Source organism: Halorussus caseinilyticus (assembly GCF_029338395.1).
Lineage (GTDB): Archaea > Halobacteriota > Halobacteria > Halobacteriales > Haladaptataceae > Halorussus > Halorussus caseinilyticus.
In genome coordinates this window covers 2,835,804-2,851,768 of record NZ_CP119809.1, presented here as the reverse complement: position 1 = coordinate 2,851,768, position 15,965 = coordinate 2,835,804, and the positions used below count along the sequence as shown (strand labels likewise).

Below are 15,965 nucleotides of genomic sequence, written 5' to 3'. Positions count from 1 at the left end.
CACCGGTGGCTACTCGGCGTGAGCGTCGAGCAGAATCAGAAGTTCGCTATTTGCCGGACTTTATCTCCTCGAACTGGTCGAGGAGTTCCTCCGTGGAGTCGCCCGAGTCGTACTCTACCGAGCCGTGGTACGTCGTGCGCTCGTCGTCGTCGCTGACATCGACCGTGTTGTTCTTGCGTTCGCGGCGCTCGTGTTCGTCTTCGTCATAGGCACCCATTGACATGACAACCACACTCATGGGTTAGTCTCGCCCGGTAATGAATGTAACGGATAATAACATTCTTTTCGTTCCCCGAAAACAGGTCAAAATCTACGCCACCGAACCCGGACACCTCGGTCTCCTCCCGCGGCGAATCGATTTCGACCGTCCAGTAAAGCCGGATTTTCCCGTGCCTGACCTTTCGTTTTATCCGAGACGACCGTTCAGTCATCGTTTCCGTCGAGTTCGACGTAGTGGACGGGGGCGTTCGTCCAGCGAACGCGGCCGCGAAACCCCGGCGAGAGCGACACAAGAGGTAAATTCCTCGCGTGACAAGACTCCACCGTGGCAAGTCCGCTCCGCTTTCGCCGCTCTACGGAGCGGTGGACTGACGAGAAGGTCGAACGCGACCTGTACGACCCCTTAGACGAGAAGTTCGGTGCGCAGCTCTCGACGCCGCACTACGTCGAACCGTCCGGATTCGAGGCGAGACGCATCGAGATGGGGAACGGTGACCTCGCGCTGTTCCTCTGGAAGTCCGACGACGGCGACGCCTACTGGCTCGGAAACACCGAGACGCCCTCCGCGCTCTGGCGTACCGAGAAGTACACCTTCGAGGAGGTGCCCTACTCGGTCGCTCGGTGGGCACAGCGCGAACTGCTCGCCGACCTCCGGACCGAGGCCCCGTGGCTGGCCGACTACGACCACCTCGCGTGGTTCTTCCTGCCGGTGCTGTTCTCGAAGGACGGCAGACACTCTTCGCGGACGTTCTTCCGGGAACACGCCGCGGGGTTTCCGGACGCCTCCCGAGACGAGGCGCTGACGTTCTACGACGAGTTCCTCCGGTCGGGCGCGCTGGACGACCATCGCTACGAGATGGCGTCGAAACTCGGCACGAGTCCGCAGGTGGACCCCGTGCGGATGGCCTCGGCGATGAGCGAGTTCACCGCCGCGAAGATTCTCACCGACGCCGGGTACGACGTGACCCCCGAAATCGAGGTGACGACGGGCCACTCGCTGGACTTCCGAGCGGACTCGTCTGGTACCGACTCGCCGCTGGTGGAAGTCACTCGGCCCCGACCACCGACGAGACGACACGCAGACACTCCCGTCGCCGCGGTGCGCGAGACGGCCGAGACCAAGACCTCGGGCCAACTCCAGAAACACGGCGGCGGCGCGGTGCTGTTCGTGGACTGCTCGGGGTTCCGCGACGACGAGTGGGCCGCGGTCCGCGGCGAGCAACCCGCGGTTCGCCACCGACCCGCGGTCGTCTTCCGGGCGCGTCCTTCCGGACAGGTCGAGGCCTACCGGAAGGGGTCGCTTCCGCTGGAGTTCGACGGGACCGTCGAGTGGGTGTGAGGTGAGGACGCGGCGTGAGTCGAGCGGACGTGAAAAACGAGTTCTCGCGGTCGGCTAGAAGCTGACCTGATTCGGACCGAGCGTCCCGAGCGTCGTCGGGTCGCGGTCGCTGTACCCTTTCCGGCCGATAGCCGCGCTACCGACTGCCGAGTAGAGCATCTCCTCGGCTTCCGTGGGAGTTCCGAAGGTCTCGGACCCGACACGCCGGAGTACCTCGCCGAGCGTCTCGGACCCGTTCGGGTGTTCGAGTCGGTAGTCGCCGTAGGAGTCGGCGAGTTGGTTCGTCGTCGCAGGGTAGTCGTGTTCGCGGAGTAGCTCCGTCGCCTGCTTCAGTGACATCGACAGCACCTACATCAAAGTTAATTATAAATCTTCCTGCGGTAGGCCATTGCAGAATTTAAGGTATCTAAGGAAGGCTAGCCGACGGGGGCGTGACGGCGGGCCTACCAACTGACGGCGGGCGCTCGGTGCCACAAACTACGGAACGCGCCCGGCCGACCACCCGACAGGGAGGAAAGCCCCGCCCGCTCGCGGTCCCGCGAGCGTGCGGGAGCTTTCCGAGTCTCTCACTTTTGCTTCCCCGGTCACTGCGACGAGTCGAACGAAGCGTTTTCGGCGACTCACCTCTTTCTGAAGGTATGAGCGTCTTCGCGGACCTACACGTCCACACGACCAACTCCGACGGCGAGATGGAACTGTCGGAGGTACCCGCGGCCGCCCGTGACGCGGGCGTCTCGGTCGTAGCCGTCACCGACCACGACCGACTCCACCCGGAACTCCCGACGCCGGTGACGGCGTTCGAGGGCGTGACGGTGGTCCACGGCATCGAGTTGCGAGTCGAACCCGAGGACGGCGAGCGAGTGGACCTACTGGGCTACGGCGTGACCCCGACGCCGGACCTCGTGGACGAACTCGACCGGATTCAGGCCGACCGCAAGGACCGCGGGCGGCGAATCATCGAGAACGTCGAAGACCGTCTCGGCATCGACCTCGGCATCGAAGCGCGCGAGGGTCTCGGCAGGCCTCACGTCGCCCGCGCCGTCGTCGAACATCCCGACAGCGGGTACGACGAGGTGCCCGCGGTGTTCGACGACCTCATCGGCAACGACGGTCCCTGCTTCGTCGCGCGCGACGTGACATCGTTCGAACGCGGCGTCGAACTCCTCGAAGACGCCTGCGGTCTCGTCGGACTGGCCCACCCGTACCGCTACGACGACCCGGAGGCCGCGCTGGAGTTGACCAGTCGCCTCGATGCCGTCGAGCGGTATTACCCCTACGGCGAGGAGTTCGATTCCCGTCCCGTCGAGCGCGCCATCGCCGACCACGACCTGATTCCGACCGGCGGGAGCGACGCCCACGACGACGAACTCGGCAAGGCGGGTCTCTCGAAACCCGAGTACCGGCACTTCCGGTCGTCGGTGAATCTTTAGCTGTCTTTAGACCATATTTAAATTTCTTTGAGAAATATTTATATTTCTTAAACGCGCTTATTTCTTCTCCCGACGACGAGAGAAGCGCCGGAGCGGACGACTGCTTGAGCCAATCACGACCACCACCGCACCGCTACTGATACCGACACCAGTGAGACCGCCACCGCACCGCGCCCCGTTCCTCCCCGCACCGCGAGCGCCGACGGCGCTCGCGGTGCGCGTCCCGTAGTCGGTAACAATCCGCGAACCCGTGTTAGGGACCGGTTCGCGGCCGACGACGACGTTCGACGCTCGCCGACCGGACGGGTTCGGCCGCCCGAACGCAGGGGTTAAATTCCGTGACCGAGTATCCCGTGATATGCGGTGTCACTACTGCGACCGCGACGCGTCGTTCGCCCCCGAACTGAACGGCGTGCGTGTCGGTCTCTGCGAGACCCACTTCCGCGAGCAGTTCGAGTACCTCGCGGAGACGGACGCGCTGGCGTACCTCCGCCAAGAGTTAGACGTGGACCGACCGGAGTAGTCGCTTCGCTCGTCGCTCGCGCTTTCGGTTTCGCTTCGAGAGAAAGAGTGCGTAGTCAGGCCCGACCTGCATCTACGTCGATGGCGTCCACGGGACACACGTCCACGCAGAGCATGCAGTCGATGCACTGGGCCTCGTTCGCGGGGTCGGCCTTCTTCTCGCTCTCGGGGTGGTCGGGGGTGTCTACCCACTCGAACACGTCCACGGGGCAGTCCTCCAGACACGCGCCGTCGGCGATGCAGAGGTCGAAGTCCACCGCGACGTGGGTGCCGTGGATACCCAGTTTCTCGGGTTCGTCCACCGGACCCCACACGTCGTGGCCCTCGTGGTCGTCTACTTTCTCGCGGTTTTCGTGAAATTGCGGGTCAATTGCCATGGTAGTTCACCTACACCTGCTTCGGCGACGGAGTACTTAAAACACGGTCCTTCATTTAAAACTACCGACGAGACATCGGGGTTTAGGTCGGGCTAAAATCGCGTGACGGGCCGGATTTGGGGCTTTCGGCCGCGAGTGCGGTCGGAAGGTTTTAAATAGGGTTGGCCGAGCGCGGTCGGCGACCGAAAGCTCCGCGTCGGACCCGACTCCACTGGGATTTTGTCGCGGGCCTACGTCGGGACGCTCATGGAGAAGGTCAACGTCGAACACGTCGAATCTCGAACCGGCCCCGCGGACGTGAAACGACCCCTCACCCGCGCGCTCGGCGCGACGGACCTCGCGCTGAACTACTTCGAACTCGCGCCGGGCGACAGTTTCGCGTTCGGTTACCACGCCCACGCCGAGCAGGAAGAGGTCTTCTACGTCCAGTCGGGCACCGTCACCTTCGAGACCGACGACGGCGACGTGCAAGCCGCCGCGGGCGAAGCCGTCCGGTTCGCGCCCGGCGAGTACCAGCGGGGAACCAACCGCGGCGACGAGCGAGTCGTCGCGCTCGCACTCGGCGCACCGCAGGACGGCGGCGAACTCGACCTGCGCCGGGAGTGTCCCGACTGCGGCGACCGAACCTCGAACGCCATCGGACGCGCCGACGATGGGGGTCTCGTGACGACTTGCGAGGACTGCGGCGCGGAGACCGGCCGGTTCGACTAGTCGCACTCGCACTTCGGGTCCGGACCGAACGCGCTCCACGCCAGTCCCAAAACCCCGACCGTCAGCACCGTCACCAGCACCTGCACGACGCCCGCGCCCAGTCCGCCAGCGACCGCACCGCTCGCCAGCGCCGCCCCGCCGACGGCCGAAGTGCCGACGCAACAGAGGCTCGCCACGCCGCCGATGCCGAGGACTCGCCACGGAGCGCCGTCTCGGGTCATACGCTATCGTCTCGGCGCGCGCCCTTCGCTCTTTGGTTCGCTCGCGTCCGTCTCCCCGAGCGTCCGACGGGTTGCCGACGCGCGTAGCTTTTTCCTCCCGGCCGAACACCCACCGACCATGACGACCATTCCGAGTCCGGGTCTCGGCACGTCCGGCAACGACGACCCCGACCAGTGCGCCGAGACGGTCCGCGAGGCGCTCGAAATCGGCTATCGACACATCGATACTGCCCAGATGTACGACAACGAGAAAGCGGTCGGCGAGGGCATCGCCGAGAGCGAGGTCCCCCGAGAAGACGTGTTCCTCGCCACGAAGGTCCACCCCTCGAACCTCGCGCCCGAGGACGCCCGTGAGACGACCGCAGAGAGCCTCGACCGACTCGGCGTTGAGTCCGTGGACCTGCTGTACGTCCACTGGCCGATGAAGGCTTACGACGCCGAGGCGACCCTGCCGGTGTTCGACGAGTTGCGCGAGGAGGGGAAGACCGAACGTGTCGCGGTCAGTAACTTCACGACCGACCTGCTGGACGAGGCCCGCGAGATTTTGGACGCATCCGTCGCGGCGAATCAGGTCGAGATGCACCCACTGCTCCCCCAAGACGACCTGCTGGAGTACTGCCGCGACCACGACATCGCCGTCGTCGCCTACTCGCCGCTGATGCAGGGCGAGGCGGGCGACGTGGACGTGCTGGCCGAGATTGCGGAGTCGCACGACACCACCCCGGAGACCGTGAGTCTCGCGTGGCTCTGCCAGCGCGACGGCGTAGTCCCCATCCCGAAGGCCACGGGCGAGGACCACCTCCGGGCCAACTTCGAGGTCCCTGACCTCTCGGACGACGAGGTGGCCCGCATCGACGCCATCGAAGAACGCGAGCGACTGGTGGACCCCGACGACGCGGCGTGGAACTGACTCCATGGAAGCATTTTGATAACCTTTTTATACGAAGAAGTCTAAGTATCGTACACGACGCGTCCCTCTCCGGGACGCGTATTCTCGCGGTTCCCTCCCCGGAACCGCATTAATAAGCTTCTCACAGACGCATCTCTATTCGTCCGTATCGGATAGACGATTTCCGAAAAAAGCCATCGCCTCGCTTCTGTTCATTACCGTCACGGATTTCCTGTCGTTCAATTCCTCATAGTCCGCGAGAGAGCTAATTTGAGAGTCTAACGTTATGAGGTAGTCCTCATTCGTTACGAAGTCCCGGTCGTGGTTTTCGTTGAAGAACTTCACGCAACCATCGTTTTCTTGCGCGAATTTGCAGGCGTGTTCGAAGATGTCAAGCGACTTCGCCTTTTTTGCGTTCATTGAGTTTCCTGTTTCGATGTGAACTACTGGACTCGGGTAATGGAGAATCGTCCGGATGCTCTCGGTCGTGTGCGGGACTAGTTTTTCTAAATCCGACCCGTGGTCAATAGCTTTTGAATCCACGTAGGCAGATTCTTCCGGAGTGATTTCCTTCAAGAACTCGTATATCTCTTGTTCGTCCCATTCTTCTACCTGCTGTTTCACCATGTCCATCGTCAAATCAGCCAGCGAGAGTAAGGGGTAGGTCTTGTCTCCTTGGGGTATTACGCGAATATCGTCGGCTATCTTACCTACATCTAGCCATGCTTCCGAAATCTGTCCTCCGAAGTCATCTGTAAGGACGTTTTTATGAATCGGCCAGTCTTCATACGGTAGATGCTGGGGGCGAGTCTTCTTTTTTCGAAGATACTCCCAAATAGCAACTACGTTGTAGTATTTTTCTAAAAAGTCGTTCATGAACTTCTGAGATTCCATCCTCTTTTTATCGTCTTCATTTTCGTCGAACAGAGTGACCCACTGAGGGTCAAGTGAGGTCTCGACGAATTGAACCTCCCGAATCGTATCTATCGAGAGTAGTTCCGTAACGATATCTTGTCTTGCATCTTCCCTCTCCCAGTCCGTCACCCACCGAGTGATGTCTTCATCTTTAATTATCGGATGCTCTGTTTTGATACCGTACTCCTCGGACTTTTTCTTTACTATCTCAAAATAGCAATCGTTGAAGGACTTGATATCATCTACCGCGACAGCAACAGCCGCCAAACTTATCCAGTTCGGTCTTTGGTCGTGAAACTTGTACTTCGTCGCATCAGATGCGACCCAACCATTATCACTCATACTCTCATATCTACCACACATTATCAATAAACTTTGGAATAAATAATAGACTAAACAACTAGTCGAGGGGCATGAAAATCTAGTGTTCCTATCTCCCTGCTCACCACGTGATTTAATCGGCTTCGCGCCCACTAGCGTCCCGTGACTGTTCGGGACCACGTGTCTCACCCCGAGGCGGCCGAGGAGTTACCGATGATTACCGAACGGGCGGAAGTCGTGCTGGCCGAACCGATGGACCGCGACAGGTCGGACGAAATCGCCGAGGAGGTGCGCCAGACCCTCCGGAACGTGGACGAATAGCAACTACTCGACGAGGCGGGGAGCGACGGCAGTCTCGAGTGAGAACGACTCCGCGAGGCGTGGGACGGCTACGACCTCTCGGACGCGCTCACCGCCAAGATTTCGGCGCTCCGACAGCGCGCCCAACGGACGTTTCCGTCGCTGATGCAGGTCTGGTTTCACGAGTCCGAGACCGACATCGAGTTCGTGCCGGGCCAGTACGTCACGCTCCGGGGACCGAACGGCGACTTCACGGTGCGACAACCCTCCGAGCGGGACGTGGTGTTTCGCTGTACTGGCACGGGGGTCGCCCCATTCCGGAACACGATAGCGTACACCTTTGAGGAGGGCCGCGACGTGTACGAGGGCACCGAGCGGGACTTCTGGCTCTTCCTCGGGACCGGGTGGGAAGACGACGTCGCCTACCGCGAGAAGTTCGAGCGACTGGCCGACGGACGCGACAACTTCCACTTCGTGCCGACCCTCTCCCGGGAGGAGTACCTCACTGACTGGGACGGCGAGACCCGGTACGTCCAGCAGACGCTGTTGAAATACGTCGAGAGCGAGGGGTAACGGGTAATTACACCGCGTCCGCGAATCCGACGGTGAGCGCGGCGTCCTCGCCGACGCGGACGCCGATGCTGTCGAACCCCTCGCCGGTCGTCGTGGATTCGGTCGTCGGCGTCCCGCCGTCGAGGGCGGCGGTCACCTCGTAGGTCCGCTTCCCGACGTACCCCGGTCCGGGGAAGGTCTCGTCGATTGTCACCTGTCCGGGTACGGTCGCGTCGTCTCTCTCGGTCACGCTCGGCACGTCTACCGTCCGGGAGACGCGCCGCTCGCCGTCCACCGACACCGCGACCGAGACGATGTGCGGTTCGGCGTGCCAGTTCGAGACGTGGACGCTCTCGACGTTCTCGGGCGACTCGTCGGTGCATCCCGCCAGTCCGACCGCGAGCGTTGTCGCGGCCGACCCGACGACCGACCGGCGCGAGCGCGGAGCGTTCATGCGTTCGCTCGTCAGGTCGGGACCAAAGTTCTTGGGTCGCCTACAGCGGTTCGAGTTCGTCGCCGACCTCGACACTGCCCGACTCCACGATGTCGGCTTCGAGACCCCCGCGGTGGACGAGCGCCGACACCGCGCCCTCGTCGGTCAGCGATTCGAGGTGTCCGCAGGGTTCGCAGAGTTCGACCCCCTCGCAGACGACTCCGCCGACGCGGAATCGCTCGCCGACGAGGTGGTTCAGCGCGGCGTCCCGCGTGGTGAGGTTGCGCCGGTGGTCGCCGTCGTCGAGCGAGATGCCGTCTCCCTCGGCGGCGGATTCGAGGGCCTCGGCCTCGATGAGGGTCAGGTCCGCGCCGTCGCCGTCGAAGTGCCGGTCGTCGCGCAGGCCCCGTCCGGCGAGTGCTTCGACCGATTCGACCGACTCGGTGTCCGCGCCCGACTCGGGCGCGAGGTGAATCGCCTCGACAGTTCCGGTTCCGTTCATGGTCGGGTCTCGAAGCCGAACTACTTAATTCGCTCCGGTCGCGCGGCGGGTCTCCCGAGAGCGAGCGCCTGCGGCGGTCTCACGGGAAGCCGTTTCGCGCGGCGTCGAGTCGGTTGGGGAGGGCGTGGCCCGCGGTGGCGGTGCGGTGGCGGTCTGATTGGTTCACGCCTGAAGCTAGCTACTTCTCGTCTTCGTCGCTCCCGGACCACAGACGACCCACGACCAGACAATCAACCCCAACACCGAACCGAATCGGAGCGAATCAGACGAGTTTTGTACTCGGAAAGACACACTCCGAGTCGTGCCGCGGTTCGACTACCCATGTCCCGACTGCCGGACGACGAGTAGCCTCCACGGTCCCGACTGCGGGTTCGAGGGCGAGTCGTGGTCCGACATCGAGAAGGCCTACACCGACATCGTGGCGGTGCTGTCGGGCGACTCGCTTCCCGACGACGCGCTCCGGAACGCGGTCCACGGGCGGTGGAGCAACCTCCATCAGGCCGCCTTAGACCGCCTCCAGCGCGAACAGCGCGTGATGGAGGACGAGCAGGGGGACCTCGAACTGCTGACCGCCGAGGAGTACAAGGAACACGTCACCGACCCGAACGTCGAACCCATCAAGACCGTCGCCCGGAAGGGTTCGGTGCCGGGTGCCCACGACAACGCCGTCTTCGCCATGATTGCGTGGTACGAGATGGTGGGTCTCTCGTGGGACGAGACCCGCGAGCGCGTCGTCGATTGGCTTCGAGACACGGGGACGTGGACCCGCGGCGGGTTCGAGGAGTCCTCGCCCGAGGAACTCGTGAACAAGAAGCGCCACGTCTACGAGTCGGGCTACGGATGGAAGGAGAAGGCCGAGGCCGCGAAAGCGGTCATCGACCGGAGCCTGTAGCCTTCCGTCGGCGACGGACCGGGCCGTTCGTGGTCCCCGCTGTTCGTTTCGAGAGTCGAAGGAGAAGCTGAGCGTTCCGCGAGCGGGCGGTTAGTCGCTCTGGATGCGCGGCGCGAGCATGAACGTGACGTTGCCCTTGCCTTCTGCGATGTCGAAGTGGAGTTTGACGGGGAACTCCTCGCCGAGTTCGACGCGGACCTCGGCGTCGCTCGGGATGGCCTTGTTCATGTCCTTGAGGTAGTCGAGGCTAAAGAGCGAGCGGGCGGGACCGGCTTGCAGGTGAACGAGGTCCTCCTTGTCGAGTTCGAGGCGCACGTCGTCGGTGTCGCCTTCGGCCTCCACGACGAAGGTCTCGGCGTCGTCGTCAACCGCCAGCGCGATGTGGTCGGACACCATGTCGGCGGCCGTGACCGAGCGGTCGATGTCCTTACCTTCCACGACGATTTCGGCGGGGAGGTCGAGGTCCGGAATGTCGGGTTCCTGTCGGATGGAGTCGGGGTCGATGAGCGCGAGGGTGTATTCGAGACCGTCGATTTGGATGTGGAGTTTGCGGGTCTCCTCGTCGAGTTCGAGATGGATGGGTTGGTCGCCGCTGGCCATCCCCGCGATGTCTTCGAGTCGGTCGAGGTTGACGCCGATGATGCCGCCGTCGGCCTCGTAGGACTCGAAGGCGGTCGCGTCGAGTTCGAGGTCCACCATCCCCACGTTGGCGGGGTCTACTGCGCGAATAGCCAGACCGTCCTCTTCGAGGTGGATTTTACACTCGTCCACCAGCACGCCCACGGAGTCGATAGTATCCTTGAGCGTGTCGGCGCTCACGATAGCCTTAAACATCTTGGAAAGTGGTACGAACCCCCGGCATAAAAAGTCACTCGTTCGGGCGCGTGCGCGTGTGAACGCGGCCCGAACGCGGAGTCGTCGCTCTCGGTTTGGGTCTCGAAGCGCCCCGTCTTACCGACTGGCGACTTGCCTCGCCCACGCGTCACGCCACTCGTCTACGTGTTCGGCCAGCACGTCGTAGCTGAACTGGACCGGTTCGTCGGGGACGTGGGCGTACCGCCGGAACTCCTCGGGGAGCGAAGCGTTCTCCACCGTGGGGACGCCGACGTTCTGGACGGCGGTCTCGCGCTGGACTTCGGGGTCCAGTAGGAACTCCGCGAACGTCCGGACCAGTTCGTCGCGGTCTGTCGTCGCAAACTTCCCTACCCCGTCGACGTAGGCGTACCCTCGGTCGTTCGGGAACCCGATTTGGTGGCGACGCATATCCTTGCCCTCGTTGGCGGCGTACACTTGGTCAGTGGAGTACGAGACCACCATCGGGGCCTCGCCGTTCGAGTAGGCGGCGTACGCGTCGCTCCACGACCCGAGGACCCGCACCTCGTTGTCCATCAATCGCTTCCAGTAGTCGAGATACGAGTCCCGCCCCTGCTGTTTTACGGTCCAGAGCAGGAACAGCAGGCCGGTGGTCGTGTTCTGCGGGTTCGCCAGCAACAGCGAGTCCCGGTAGGAGTCGCCGGTCAACGCCTCGAGGGTCGGCGGGGCCGACACCGCCTGCTCGTCGTAGACCGGACAGACGTACGACGCGCCGGTGGGCAGGATTCGCCGTTCGGGGTCGAAGTGATAGGCGTCGGCGACGTTCTCGGCGTTCTCGACAGCCCCGGTGTCGAACGGCGCGAACAGCGACTTCTCGAGCGCGTCGTTCGCCTGCACGAGGTCCTCGGGCGTGATACCGACGTAGGCGTCGGCACCGAGGTCCACGCCCTCTTTGCGGCGCTGGACGAAACTCGTGAGTTCGTTCTCGTGGACGACCCACTCCAGCGTGGCGTCGTGGCGCTTCTCGAACTCCTCTTTTATCCACGCCCCGGCGCTCGTACTCGGCGCGTCCACGAACGAGCCGTACGTGCCGACGCGGAGCGTGTCCGGCGAGGACCGAAGCGCGCCGCCGAGACATCCGCTCGTGCCGACGGCGGCGAACGCGGCCGCAGTCCCGCCGAGGAAGTTCCGGCGAGTCACCGCCCGTCGCTCGCTCATCGGTCGCTCCGCGCGTCTCGTCCGAGGTGGGTCTCGACTCGTTCGACTTTCTCCTCGGCCGTGAGGTCATCCTCGCGGAAGTGGTCTATCTTCAGGTTCGTGAGCGTTCGGGAGGCGTCGATGGCCTCCGTCGCCGCCTGCGCCGCGTCGAACACTTCGCCGAGTTCGTCGGCCTCTATGGTCGTCTCCATCGGGTGGGTCTCGTAGCGCACGTCGAACTCGTCCAGCGCGTCGATTGCCGCCGCGATTTCCGCGTCGAGGTCGGCGTCGTCCAACGGTGCGACGGTCAGCATCGCGGTCACGGTCATGGCGGGAGATGCGGATTTGATGGTGATATAACCAAGTGGTTGAACCCGAGACTGACAGGCGGCCGATAGGACGTGAGGGGAACCGAAGCGGGTCGTATTCGCCATGCTTACGAGTTGTCGCCCCCTACTACCGTCAACGACCGAGTTACGCATCTATGAGCCACAAAGACCACTACTACAACAAGTCCAAACAGGAGGGCTACCGCTCTCGGGCCGCCTACAAACTCAAGCAACTCGACCGCGAGGAGAACCTGCTCCACGAGGGCAAGACCGTCGTGGACCTCGGGGCCGCCCCCGGCGGATGGCTACAGGTCGCCGCCGAGGAAGTCGGCGAGACGGGCACCGTCATCGGCGTGGACCTCCAGCGAATCGACCCCGTGGATGGCGTCGAGACCGTCCGCGGCGACATGACCGACGAGTCCACGAGAGAGGAAGTCCGGACGATTGCGGGCGACGCCGTGGACGTTGTTGTCTCCGACATGGCACCGAACATGACCGGCGAGTACAGCGTGGACCACGCCCGGTCGGTCCACCTCGCCCGCCAAGCGTTCGAGACGGCGCTCGACGTGTTGGACACCGGCGGCGACTTCGCGGTGAAGGTGTTCGAGGGTCAAGACTTGGACGACTTCCGGGAGGACATCGAACCCGAGTTCCAGTACGTCCGGACGCTCCGGCCCGACGCCTCGCGAGACTCCTCGTCGGAGGTCTACCTCGTCGCTAAGGGCCGGATGACCGCGCCCGTCGAGGCGGGCGACGTGATGGAAGTCGAAATCGTGGACGAGGGGTCGGAGGGCGACGGGGTGGCGAAAGTCGAGGACTACACGCTGTTCGTCCCCGGCGCTGACGAGGGCGAGACGGTCGAAATCGAGGTCACGGAGGTCAAACCGCGGTTCGGGTTCGGGGAACTGAAATAAATCACTCCTCACGCTTTTTGTCAAATAACTTTCCGAGTGCGATACCGCCAAGAACGCTTATCGAGAGTATTTGTAAAACGTGATCCGTGGTGAGGGGCTGAGAGGTGTAAGAAGTATACAAGACTAGTGACCCTCCGACGACTGCTCCGATCAAACCTATCGGCAAAATCAAATGCTTTTGTTCCTGTAGAATCACGATATTTTCTTGTGCGATACTATATCCGTGAATAACTCCCTTACCGAGATAGTAGTTTGCAACCACGCCAAAGAGCATTCCTTGTACGACAAGAGTTTGTGGTTCACCGATAGCATCACCGAATATAAAACCAAATAATTTCTCGTAGTCGAGAAGGAAAAATGCGATTATCGTTCCAGTGAAGTAGTTAGCAAATACGGACGATGAAGTCGATAAATTCCCAAGCTTACTCTCGATATATTTTTTGTCATTCTTCGGATAAACGACTTCCAATTTTGCGGATTTAGTCTCGACCAAATCATTATCGTCTAACTCCCCTACGATTTGCTCGATTGACTCCCGATCATATGTTTCATCCGTAAATTTCTCGACCACGGTCTCCATCTCCAGCGGGAGTAAATTGTCTTCCTCTACATTCTTCTCAATAAAATCCAATATCTCTCGCTTCTTTTCCTCTTTCAGTTTAGCCATGTGATGACATTTCTATTACAAAATTATAAACGCTTTCTAATTAGGATTAATTCAAAACTTAAACTCTCTTCATCGCGAAATCCAACAGTACGTCTGAATCCCCCCGAACAGGAGCGCGAGAACGCCATTCTCTATCAGCAGAAACAGTTGGGCCTGCCCCGGTTCTATCTGTCTGACCACCAACAGTAGAACCGCGAACACCGTCGCCAGCACGAGGTTGTACTTCGCCAGCGCCGACCAGCACGACTGGTCGAGTTCGATGAGACCGTCGCTTCCCATGCCGGGAAGTCGGGTCGCAAGCGGAAAAACCGGACGGGCGGAACGGATGTCTCGCCGGTCAGATTCGCGCGCCGACGCCCGCCCACCGCACGACGCCTCTGAAGAAGATGACGACGCCGACCAGAAACGCCGTCAGTGCCGCGAGCATCGAAGTCGATTCGAGCGACGGACCGCCGAGGAACGGGCCGCGAACGAGCATCCAACCGCCGAACAGGGACACGCCGAGACCGAAGGAGGCAGTCAACCCACCGAGTAGCTTTCGCATATTCGTCCGTCCCACTTCACTAGACTCAAGAAACGTTTTTGGCCGAAAAGAGACTAATCAGCTACTAGTCTGGTTTCTAGCGGCGTCGAGCCACGACGGTTCTTCGACGCTAGTGGTCTCCACGTCGGAAATATTCATCGTGACCGAGATTCGCGTCGAGGTGTCGTCGCGTTCGGTCCCGACAGACGCTTCGAACCGGTGGACGACGCCCTGTTCGTCCACGAGGATGGTCGCGTCGTAGTCCGCGACGTTCGCTCTCTCGGGTGCGGAGACGTTGCTCCCGTCCGCTCGGAGGACGACGACTTTCGTGCCGTCGAGTTGTCTGACGCCGGTCGGGGTGAAGTTCGCTCCGGCCCGGACGCCGAACTGGTCGAGGTACGTCGCGCCGGAGTACGACGACGGGACGAAACTCGTCCCGTCGGACGTGCGCCGCGTCGTCCGGTACGTCACGTCGCCGCCCGTGGCGACTCGGAGGTATCGCCGCTCGCCGGTCGTGTACAGTTCCATCGACTGACCGTCGGCCGAGACGTTCACCCGCACGTTGTCGCGGTCCGGACCGACGGCCGCGCGCACGGCGTTCGACCCCGCACCGCGCTGGGTCACGTCGAGTTCGAGCGTGAAACTGCTCCCGTTCAGCGCCTCGACGTGAGCGTCCGCGAGCGTCGATACGTCCGTTCCGTTCTCCGAGACGCCCGCCGGGTACGACACGTCTCCGAGCGTTTGTTCGCCTGCGCCACCGCCGCCGGAGAGCGCGCCCGAGCAACCTGCGAGGGCGACGAGGCAACTGACGACGAGTAACTGGAGGGCTTTGGTTCGCATGCGACTCCACGGTGCGTGACGGGAGACAAAGAGATGTCGGTCCGGCCGTTCGTCAGTCGGCGCTTCGCGGCGCGGGCGCGGCCGACCCCCGCGAACGGAGGTAGCCGACCACGGCGTAGACGAACGGCGTGTCCGCCAGCGCGATGAGAAGTTTCAGGACGTACTGGCCGACGACGAGTCCGAGCAGAGCGTTCAGCGCCTGCGGGTCGCCGCCCCGGAGCGCGGGCATGATGGCGAACCCGACGGTGACGAAGATGAGGGTGTCGAGCAGTTGGCTGGTCGCCGTCGAACCGACGTTCCGGACCCAGAGGTGGTCGCCGCCGGTCCGCTCGCGGATGGCGTGGAAGACGCGCACGTCCCAGTGTTGGCTCACGAGGTACGCCAGCAGACTCGCCACCACGATGTTGAGACTCGCGCCGAGGACGCTCTCGAACGTCGCGGGGTCCACCGCACTGAACGGCGCGGCGGGCGCGGCGATGGTCGAGTAGACCAGCGCCAGCAGGACGAAGTTCATGGCGAACCCGACGTTGACCACCTTGTGGGCCTCGTCGGGACCATAGAGTTCCGAGTAGCAGTCCGAGGCGAAGAACGTCACCGCGTAGGCCAGCGCCGCGCCGGGCATCACGAGCATCCGGCCGGTGAACGGGAGCGAGACGGGGATGGAGAACCCCAGTAGCTTCGACGCCGTGAGTTGGGCCGTCACCAGCGCGGTGACGAACAGCGCCACCAGCGCGACGCGGCCGGTGGGGAGCGGCGTGGTGTCTCGGTAGTCGGTCATCGTCAGTCGTCTTCGAGTCGGCCGTGGCGCTCGTCGATTTCGTCCAGTACGTCCAGCATCTTCCGGACCGAGGCGCGGATGGCCTCGCTCCGGTTGACGAACTTGCCGTCCTCGCCGACGTGGGCGTCGAGGTCGTCTAGCAGTTCGTCGGGCACTTCGACGCTTATCTTGGTCATACTGCGATATTATCGCTCGGTGTGTTAAATCGTTCGAGAGTTCGGTGGAGCGATACGTCGCGGCGTCTTCGGAAACCATTTCCGTGCTTTTAGAACGAATCGTAT

The 15,965-nt window shown here is 62.5% G+C and carries 25 protein-coding genes; 9 read left to right on the top strand and 16 right to left on the bottom strand.

The genetic code is table 11. The annotated features are described in order from the left end of the window. Positions 1 to 46: 46 nt before the first annotated feature. A complete protein-coding gene (locus P2T60_RS14455; protein WP_276282215.1) occupies positions 47 to 223 on the bottom strand; it encodes a DUF5786 family protein in 177 nt (58 codons plus the stop codon). 321 nt (positions 224 to 544) lie between these two features. Between P2T60_RS14455 and P2T60_RS14450 the strand changes: the two genes are divergently transcribed. After that, a complete protein-coding gene (locus P2T60_RS14450; RefSeq protein WP_276279949.1) occupies positions 545 to 1,558 on the top strand; it encodes a DUF5784 family protein in 1,014 nt (337 codons plus the stop codon). Between the two features lie 54 nt (positions 1,559 to 1,612). Here P2T60_RS14450 and P2T60_RS14445 read toward each other — a convergent pair whose 3' ends face one another. After that, a complete protein-coding gene (locus P2T60_RS14445) occupies positions 1,613 to 1,897 on the bottom strand; it encodes a DUF5789 family protein (RefSeq protein ID WP_276279948.1) in 285 nt (94 codons plus the stop codon). A 299-nt stretch (positions 1,898 to 2,196) separates the two neighbouring features. Here P2T60_RS14445 and P2T60_RS14440 point away from each other — a divergent pair, with 299 nt between their 5' ends. After that, positions 2,197 to 2,988, top strand: a complete 792-nt coding sequence (locus P2T60_RS14440) for a PHP domain-containing protein (protein ID WP_276279947.1) — start codon at positions 2,197 to 2,199, stop codon at positions 2,986 to 2,988. Positions 2,989 to 3,346: 358 nt separating this feature from the next. Then, entirely contained in the window at positions 3,347 to 3,511 is a 165-nt protein-coding gene (locus P2T60_RS14435; protein WP_276279946.1) for a DUF6757 family protein, read from the top strand. 55 nt (positions 3,512 to 3,566) lie between these two features. Here P2T60_RS14435 and P2T60_RS14430 read toward each other — a convergent pair whose 3' ends face one another. After that, positions 3,567 to 3,887, bottom strand: a complete 321-nt coding sequence (locus P2T60_RS14430; RefSeq protein ID WP_135853481.1) for a 4Fe-4S dicluster domain-containing protein — start codon at positions 3,885 to 3,887, stop codon at positions 3,567 to 3,569. Between the two features lie 246 nt (positions 3,888 to 4,133). Here P2T60_RS14430 and P2T60_RS14425 point away from each other — a divergent pair, with 246 nt between their 5' ends. Further along, the gene (locus P2T60_RS14425) at positions 4,134 to 4,598 is read left to right on the top strand and encodes a cupin domain-containing protein (protein ID WP_276279945.1); all 465 of its coding nucleotides are present in this window, start codon (positions 4,134 to 4,136) and stop codon (positions 4,596 to 4,598) included. Here the strand turns inward: P2T60_RS14425 and P2T60_RS14420 are convergent. Then, on the bottom strand, positions 4,595 to 4,819 hold the full coding sequence (locus P2T60_RS14420) for a hypothetical protein (RefSeq protein ID WP_276279944.1): 225 nt from the start codon (positions 4,817 to 4,819) through the stop codon (positions 4,595 to 4,597). The genes P2T60_RS14425 and P2T60_RS14420 overlap by 4 nt on opposite strands. Positions 4,820 to 4,937: 118 nt before the next feature. On the opposite strand from P2T60_RS14420, the gene P2T60_RS14415 reads away from it, so the two are divergent. Beyond that, positions 4,938 to 5,729 carry an aldo/keto reductase gene (locus tag P2T60_RS14415; protein WP_276279943.1) on the top strand — a complete coding sequence of 264 codons (792 nt, stop codon included), beginning with the start codon at positions 4,938 to 4,940 and terminating at the stop codon, positions 5,727 to 5,729. 135 nt (positions 5,730 to 5,864) lie between these two features. On the opposite strand, the gene P2T60_RS14410 is transcribed toward P2T60_RS14415, so the two are convergent. After that, positions 5,865 to 6,965, bottom strand: coding sequence for a DUF8203 domain-containing protein (locus P2T60_RS14410; protein WP_276279942.1), 1,101 nt, complete (start codon positions 6,963 to 6,965; stop codon positions 5,865 to 5,867). A gap of 141 nt (positions 6,966 to 7,106) precedes the next feature. Between P2T60_RS14410 and P2T60_RS14405 the strand changes: the two genes are divergently transcribed. Together P2T60_RS14405 and P2T60_RS14400 are read left to right on the top strand one after the other, a co-directional pair. Continuing rightward, the gene (locus tag P2T60_RS14405) at positions 7,107 to 7,265 is read left to right on the top strand and encodes a hypothetical protein (protein ID WP_276279941.1); all 159 of its coding nucleotides are present in this window, start codon (positions 7,107 to 7,109) and stop codon (positions 7,263 to 7,265) included. A gap of 144 nt (positions 7,266 to 7,409) precedes the next feature. Continuing rightward, entirely contained in the window at positions 7,410 to 7,817 is a 408-nt protein-coding gene (locus tag P2T60_RS14400; protein WP_276279940.1) for a ferredoxin reductase domain-containing protein, read from the top strand. 7 nt (positions 7,818 to 7,824) lie between these two features. On the opposite strand, the gene P2T60_RS14395 is transcribed toward P2T60_RS14400, so the two are convergent. Together P2T60_RS14395 and P2T60_RS14390 are read right to left on the bottom strand one after the other, a co-directional pair. Next, positions 7,825 to 8,250: a hypothetical protein gene (locus P2T60_RS14395; RefSeq protein ID WP_276279939.1), complete on the bottom strand. Its 426-nt coding sequence runs from the start codon at positions 8,248 to 8,250 to the stop codon at positions 7,825 to 7,827. A 40-nt stretch (positions 8,251 to 8,290) separates the two neighbouring features. After that, entirely contained in the window at positions 8,291 to 8,731 is a 441-nt protein-coding gene (locus tag P2T60_RS14390; RefSeq protein ID WP_276279938.1) for an MOSC domain-containing protein, read from the bottom strand. A gap of 301 nt (positions 8,732 to 9,032) precedes the next feature. Between P2T60_RS14390 and P2T60_RS14385 the strand changes: the two genes are divergently transcribed. Next, a complete protein-coding gene (locus P2T60_RS14385; RefSeq protein ID WP_276279937.1) occupies positions 9,033 to 9,623 on the top strand; it encodes a DUF7474 family protein in 591 nt (196 codons plus the stop codon). Positions 9,624 to 9,713: 90 nt separating this feature from the next. Here P2T60_RS14385 and P2T60_RS14380 read toward each other — a convergent pair whose 3' ends face one another. The 3 genes from P2T60_RS14380 to P2T60_RS14370 form a co-directional block, all read right to left on the bottom strand. After that, on the bottom strand, positions 9,714 to 10,457 hold the full coding sequence (locus tag P2T60_RS14380) for a DNA polymerase sliding clamp (protein ID WP_276279936.1): 744 nt from the start codon (positions 10,455 to 10,457) through the stop codon (positions 9,714 to 9,716). Positions 10,458 to 10,574: 117 nt separating this feature from the next. After that, a complete protein-coding gene (locus tag P2T60_RS14375; RefSeq protein WP_276279935.1) occupies positions 10,575 to 11,654 on the bottom strand; it encodes a thiamine ABC transporter substrate-binding protein in 1,080 nt (359 codons plus the stop codon). Beyond that, the gene (locus P2T60_RS14370; RefSeq protein ID WP_276279934.1) at positions 11,651 to 11,962 is read right to left on the bottom strand and encodes a thiamine-binding protein; all 312 of its coding nucleotides are present in this window, start codon (positions 11,960 to 11,962) and stop codon (positions 11,651 to 11,653) included. The genes P2T60_RS14375 and P2T60_RS14370 overlap by 4 nt, the downstream gene beginning before the upstream one ends. 155 nt (positions 11,963 to 12,117) lie before the next feature. Here P2T60_RS14370 and P2T60_RS14365 point away from each other — a divergent pair, with 155 nt between their 5' ends. Continuing rightward, positions 12,118 to 12,876 (top strand): 23S rRNA (uridine(2552)-2'-O)-methyltransferase, encoded by a 759-nt coding sequence (locus tag P2T60_RS14365; RefSeq protein WP_276279933.1) that lies wholly within the window; start codon positions 12,118 to 12,120, stop codon positions 12,874 to 12,876. A 1-nt stretch (position 12,877) separates the two neighbouring features. Here the strand turns inward: P2T60_RS14365 and P2T60_RS14360 are convergent, their stop codons facing one another. The 6 genes from P2T60_RS14360 to P2T60_RS14335 form a co-directional block, all read right to left on the bottom strand. Further along, the gene (locus P2T60_RS14360; RefSeq protein WP_276279932.1) at positions 12,878 to 13,543 is read right to left on the bottom strand and encodes a hypothetical protein; all 666 of its coding nucleotides are present in this window, start codon (positions 13,541 to 13,543) and stop codon (positions 12,878 to 12,880) included. Positions 13,544 to 13,612: 69 nt separating this feature from the next. Continuing rightward, complete coding sequence (locus P2T60_RS14355; RefSeq protein WP_276279931.1) at positions 13,613 to 13,822, bottom strand: hypothetical protein; 210 nt, start codon at positions 13,820 to 13,822, stop codon at positions 13,613 to 13,615. A gap of 58 nt (positions 13,823 to 13,880) precedes the next feature. Next, positions 13,881 to 14,087, bottom strand: coding sequence for a DUF8132 family protein (locus P2T60_RS14350; protein ID WP_276279930.1), 207 nt, complete (start codon positions 14,085 to 14,087; stop codon positions 13,881 to 13,883). A gap of 57 nt (positions 14,088 to 14,144) precedes the next feature. Further along, positions 14,145 to 14,906 (bottom strand): DUF7537 family lipoprotein, encoded by a 762-nt coding sequence (locus P2T60_RS14345; RefSeq protein ID WP_276279929.1) that lies wholly within the window; start codon positions 14,904 to 14,906, stop codon positions 14,145 to 14,147. 52 nt (positions 14,907 to 14,958) lie between these two features. Beyond that, positions 14,959 to 15,684: a queuosine precursor transporter gene (locus P2T60_RS14340; RefSeq protein WP_276279928.1), complete on the bottom strand. Its 726-nt coding sequence runs from the start codon at positions 15,682 to 15,684 to the stop codon at positions 14,959 to 14,961. A gap of 2 nt (positions 15,685 to 15,686) precedes the next feature. Then, on the bottom strand, positions 15,687 to 15,860 hold the full coding sequence (locus P2T60_RS14335) for a ribbon-helix-helix domain-containing protein (RefSeq protein ID WP_276279927.1): 174 nt from the start codon (positions 15,858 to 15,860) through the stop codon (positions 15,687 to 15,689). Positions 15,861 to 15,965: the final 105 nt, after the last annotated feature.

Excerpts from the sequence above, each read along its gene's own strand:
- P2T60_RS14455 (WP_276282215.1), bottom strand. The coding sequence starts at position 223 with ATGTCAATGGGTGCCTATGACGAAGACGAACACGAGCGCCGCGAACGC.
- P2T60_RS14445 (WP_276279948.1), bottom strand. The coding sequence starts at position 1,897 with ATGTCACTGAAGCAGGCGACGGAGCTACTCCGCGAACACGACTACCCT.
- P2T60_RS14440 (WP_276279947.1), top strand. The coding sequence starts at position 2,197 with ATGAGCGTCTTCGCGGACCTACACGTCCACACGACCAACTCCGACGGC.
- P2T60_RS14435 (WP_276279946.1), top strand. The coding sequence starts at position 3,347 with ATGCGGTGTCACTACTGCGACCGCGACGCGTCGTTCGCCCCCGAACTG.
- P2T60_RS14430 (WP_135853481.1), bottom strand. The coding sequence starts at position 3,887 with ATGGCAATTGACCCGCAATTTCACGAAAACCGCGAGAAAGTAGACGAC.
- P2T60_RS14425 (WP_276279945.1), top strand. The coding sequence starts at position 4,134 with ATGGAGAAGGTCAACGTCGAACACGTCGAATCTCGAACCGGCCCCGCG.
- P2T60_RS14420 (WP_276279944.1), bottom strand. The coding sequence starts at position 4,819 with ATGACCCGAGACGGCGCTCCGTGGCGAGTCCTCGGCATCGGCGGCGTG.
- P2T60_RS14415 (WP_276279943.1), top strand. The coding sequence starts at position 4,938 with ATGACGACCATTCCGAGTCCGGGTCTCGGCACGTCCGGCAACGACGAC.
- P2T60_RS14410 (WP_276279942.1), bottom strand. The coding sequence starts at position 6,965 with ATGAGTGATAATGGTTGGGTCGCATCTGATGCGACGAAGTACAAGTTT.
- P2T60_RS14400 (WP_276279940.1), top strand. The coding sequence starts at position 7,410 with ATGCAGGTCTGGTTTCACGAGTCCGAGACCGACATCGAGTTCGTGCCG.
- P2T60_RS14395 (WP_276279939.1), bottom strand. The coding sequence starts at position 8,250 with ATGAACGCTCCGCGCTCGCGCCGGTCGGTCGTCGGGTCGGCCGCGACA.
- P2T60_RS14390 (WP_276279938.1), bottom strand. The coding sequence starts at position 8,731 with ATGAACGGAACCGGAACTGTCGAGGCGATTCACCTCGCGCCCGAGTCG.
- P2T60_RS14380 (WP_276279936.1), bottom strand. The coding sequence starts at position 10,457 with ATGTTTAAGGCTATCGTGAGCGCCGACACGCTCAAGGATACTATCGAC.
- P2T60_RS14375 (WP_276279935.1), bottom strand. The coding sequence starts at position 11,654 with ATGAGCGAGCGACGGGCGGTGACTCGCCGGAACTTCCTCGGCGGGACT.
- P2T60_RS14370 (WP_276279934.1), bottom strand. The coding sequence starts at position 11,962 with ATGACCGTGACCGCGATGCTGACCGTCGCACCGTTGGACGACGCCGAC.
- P2T60_RS14365 (WP_276279933.1), top strand. The coding sequence starts at position 12,118 with ATGAGCCACAAAGACCACTACTACAACAAGTCCAAACAGGAGGGCTAC.
- P2T60_RS14360 (WP_276279932.1), bottom strand. The coding sequence starts at position 13,543 with ATGGCTAAACTGAAAGAGGAAAAGAAGCGAGAGATATTGGATTTTATT.
- P2T60_RS14355 (WP_276279931.1), bottom strand. The coding sequence starts at position 13,822 with ATGGGAAGCGACGGTCTCATCGAACTCGACCAGTCGTGCTGGTCGGCG.
- P2T60_RS14350 (WP_276279930.1), bottom strand. The coding sequence starts at position 14,087 with ATGCGAAAGCTACTCGGTGGGTTGACTGCCTCCTTCGGTCTCGGCGTG.
- P2T60_RS14345 (WP_276279929.1), bottom strand. The coding sequence starts at position 14,906 with ATGCGAACCAAAGCCCTCCAGTTACTCGTCGTCAGTTGCCTCGTCGCC.
- P2T60_RS14340 (WP_276279928.1), bottom strand. The coding sequence starts at position 15,684 with ATGACCGACTACCGAGACACCACGCCGCTCCCCACCGGCCGCGTCGCG.
- P2T60_RS14335 (WP_276279927.1), bottom strand. The coding sequence starts at position 15,860 with ATGACCAAGATAAGCGTCGAAGTGCCCGACGAACTGCTAGACGACCTC.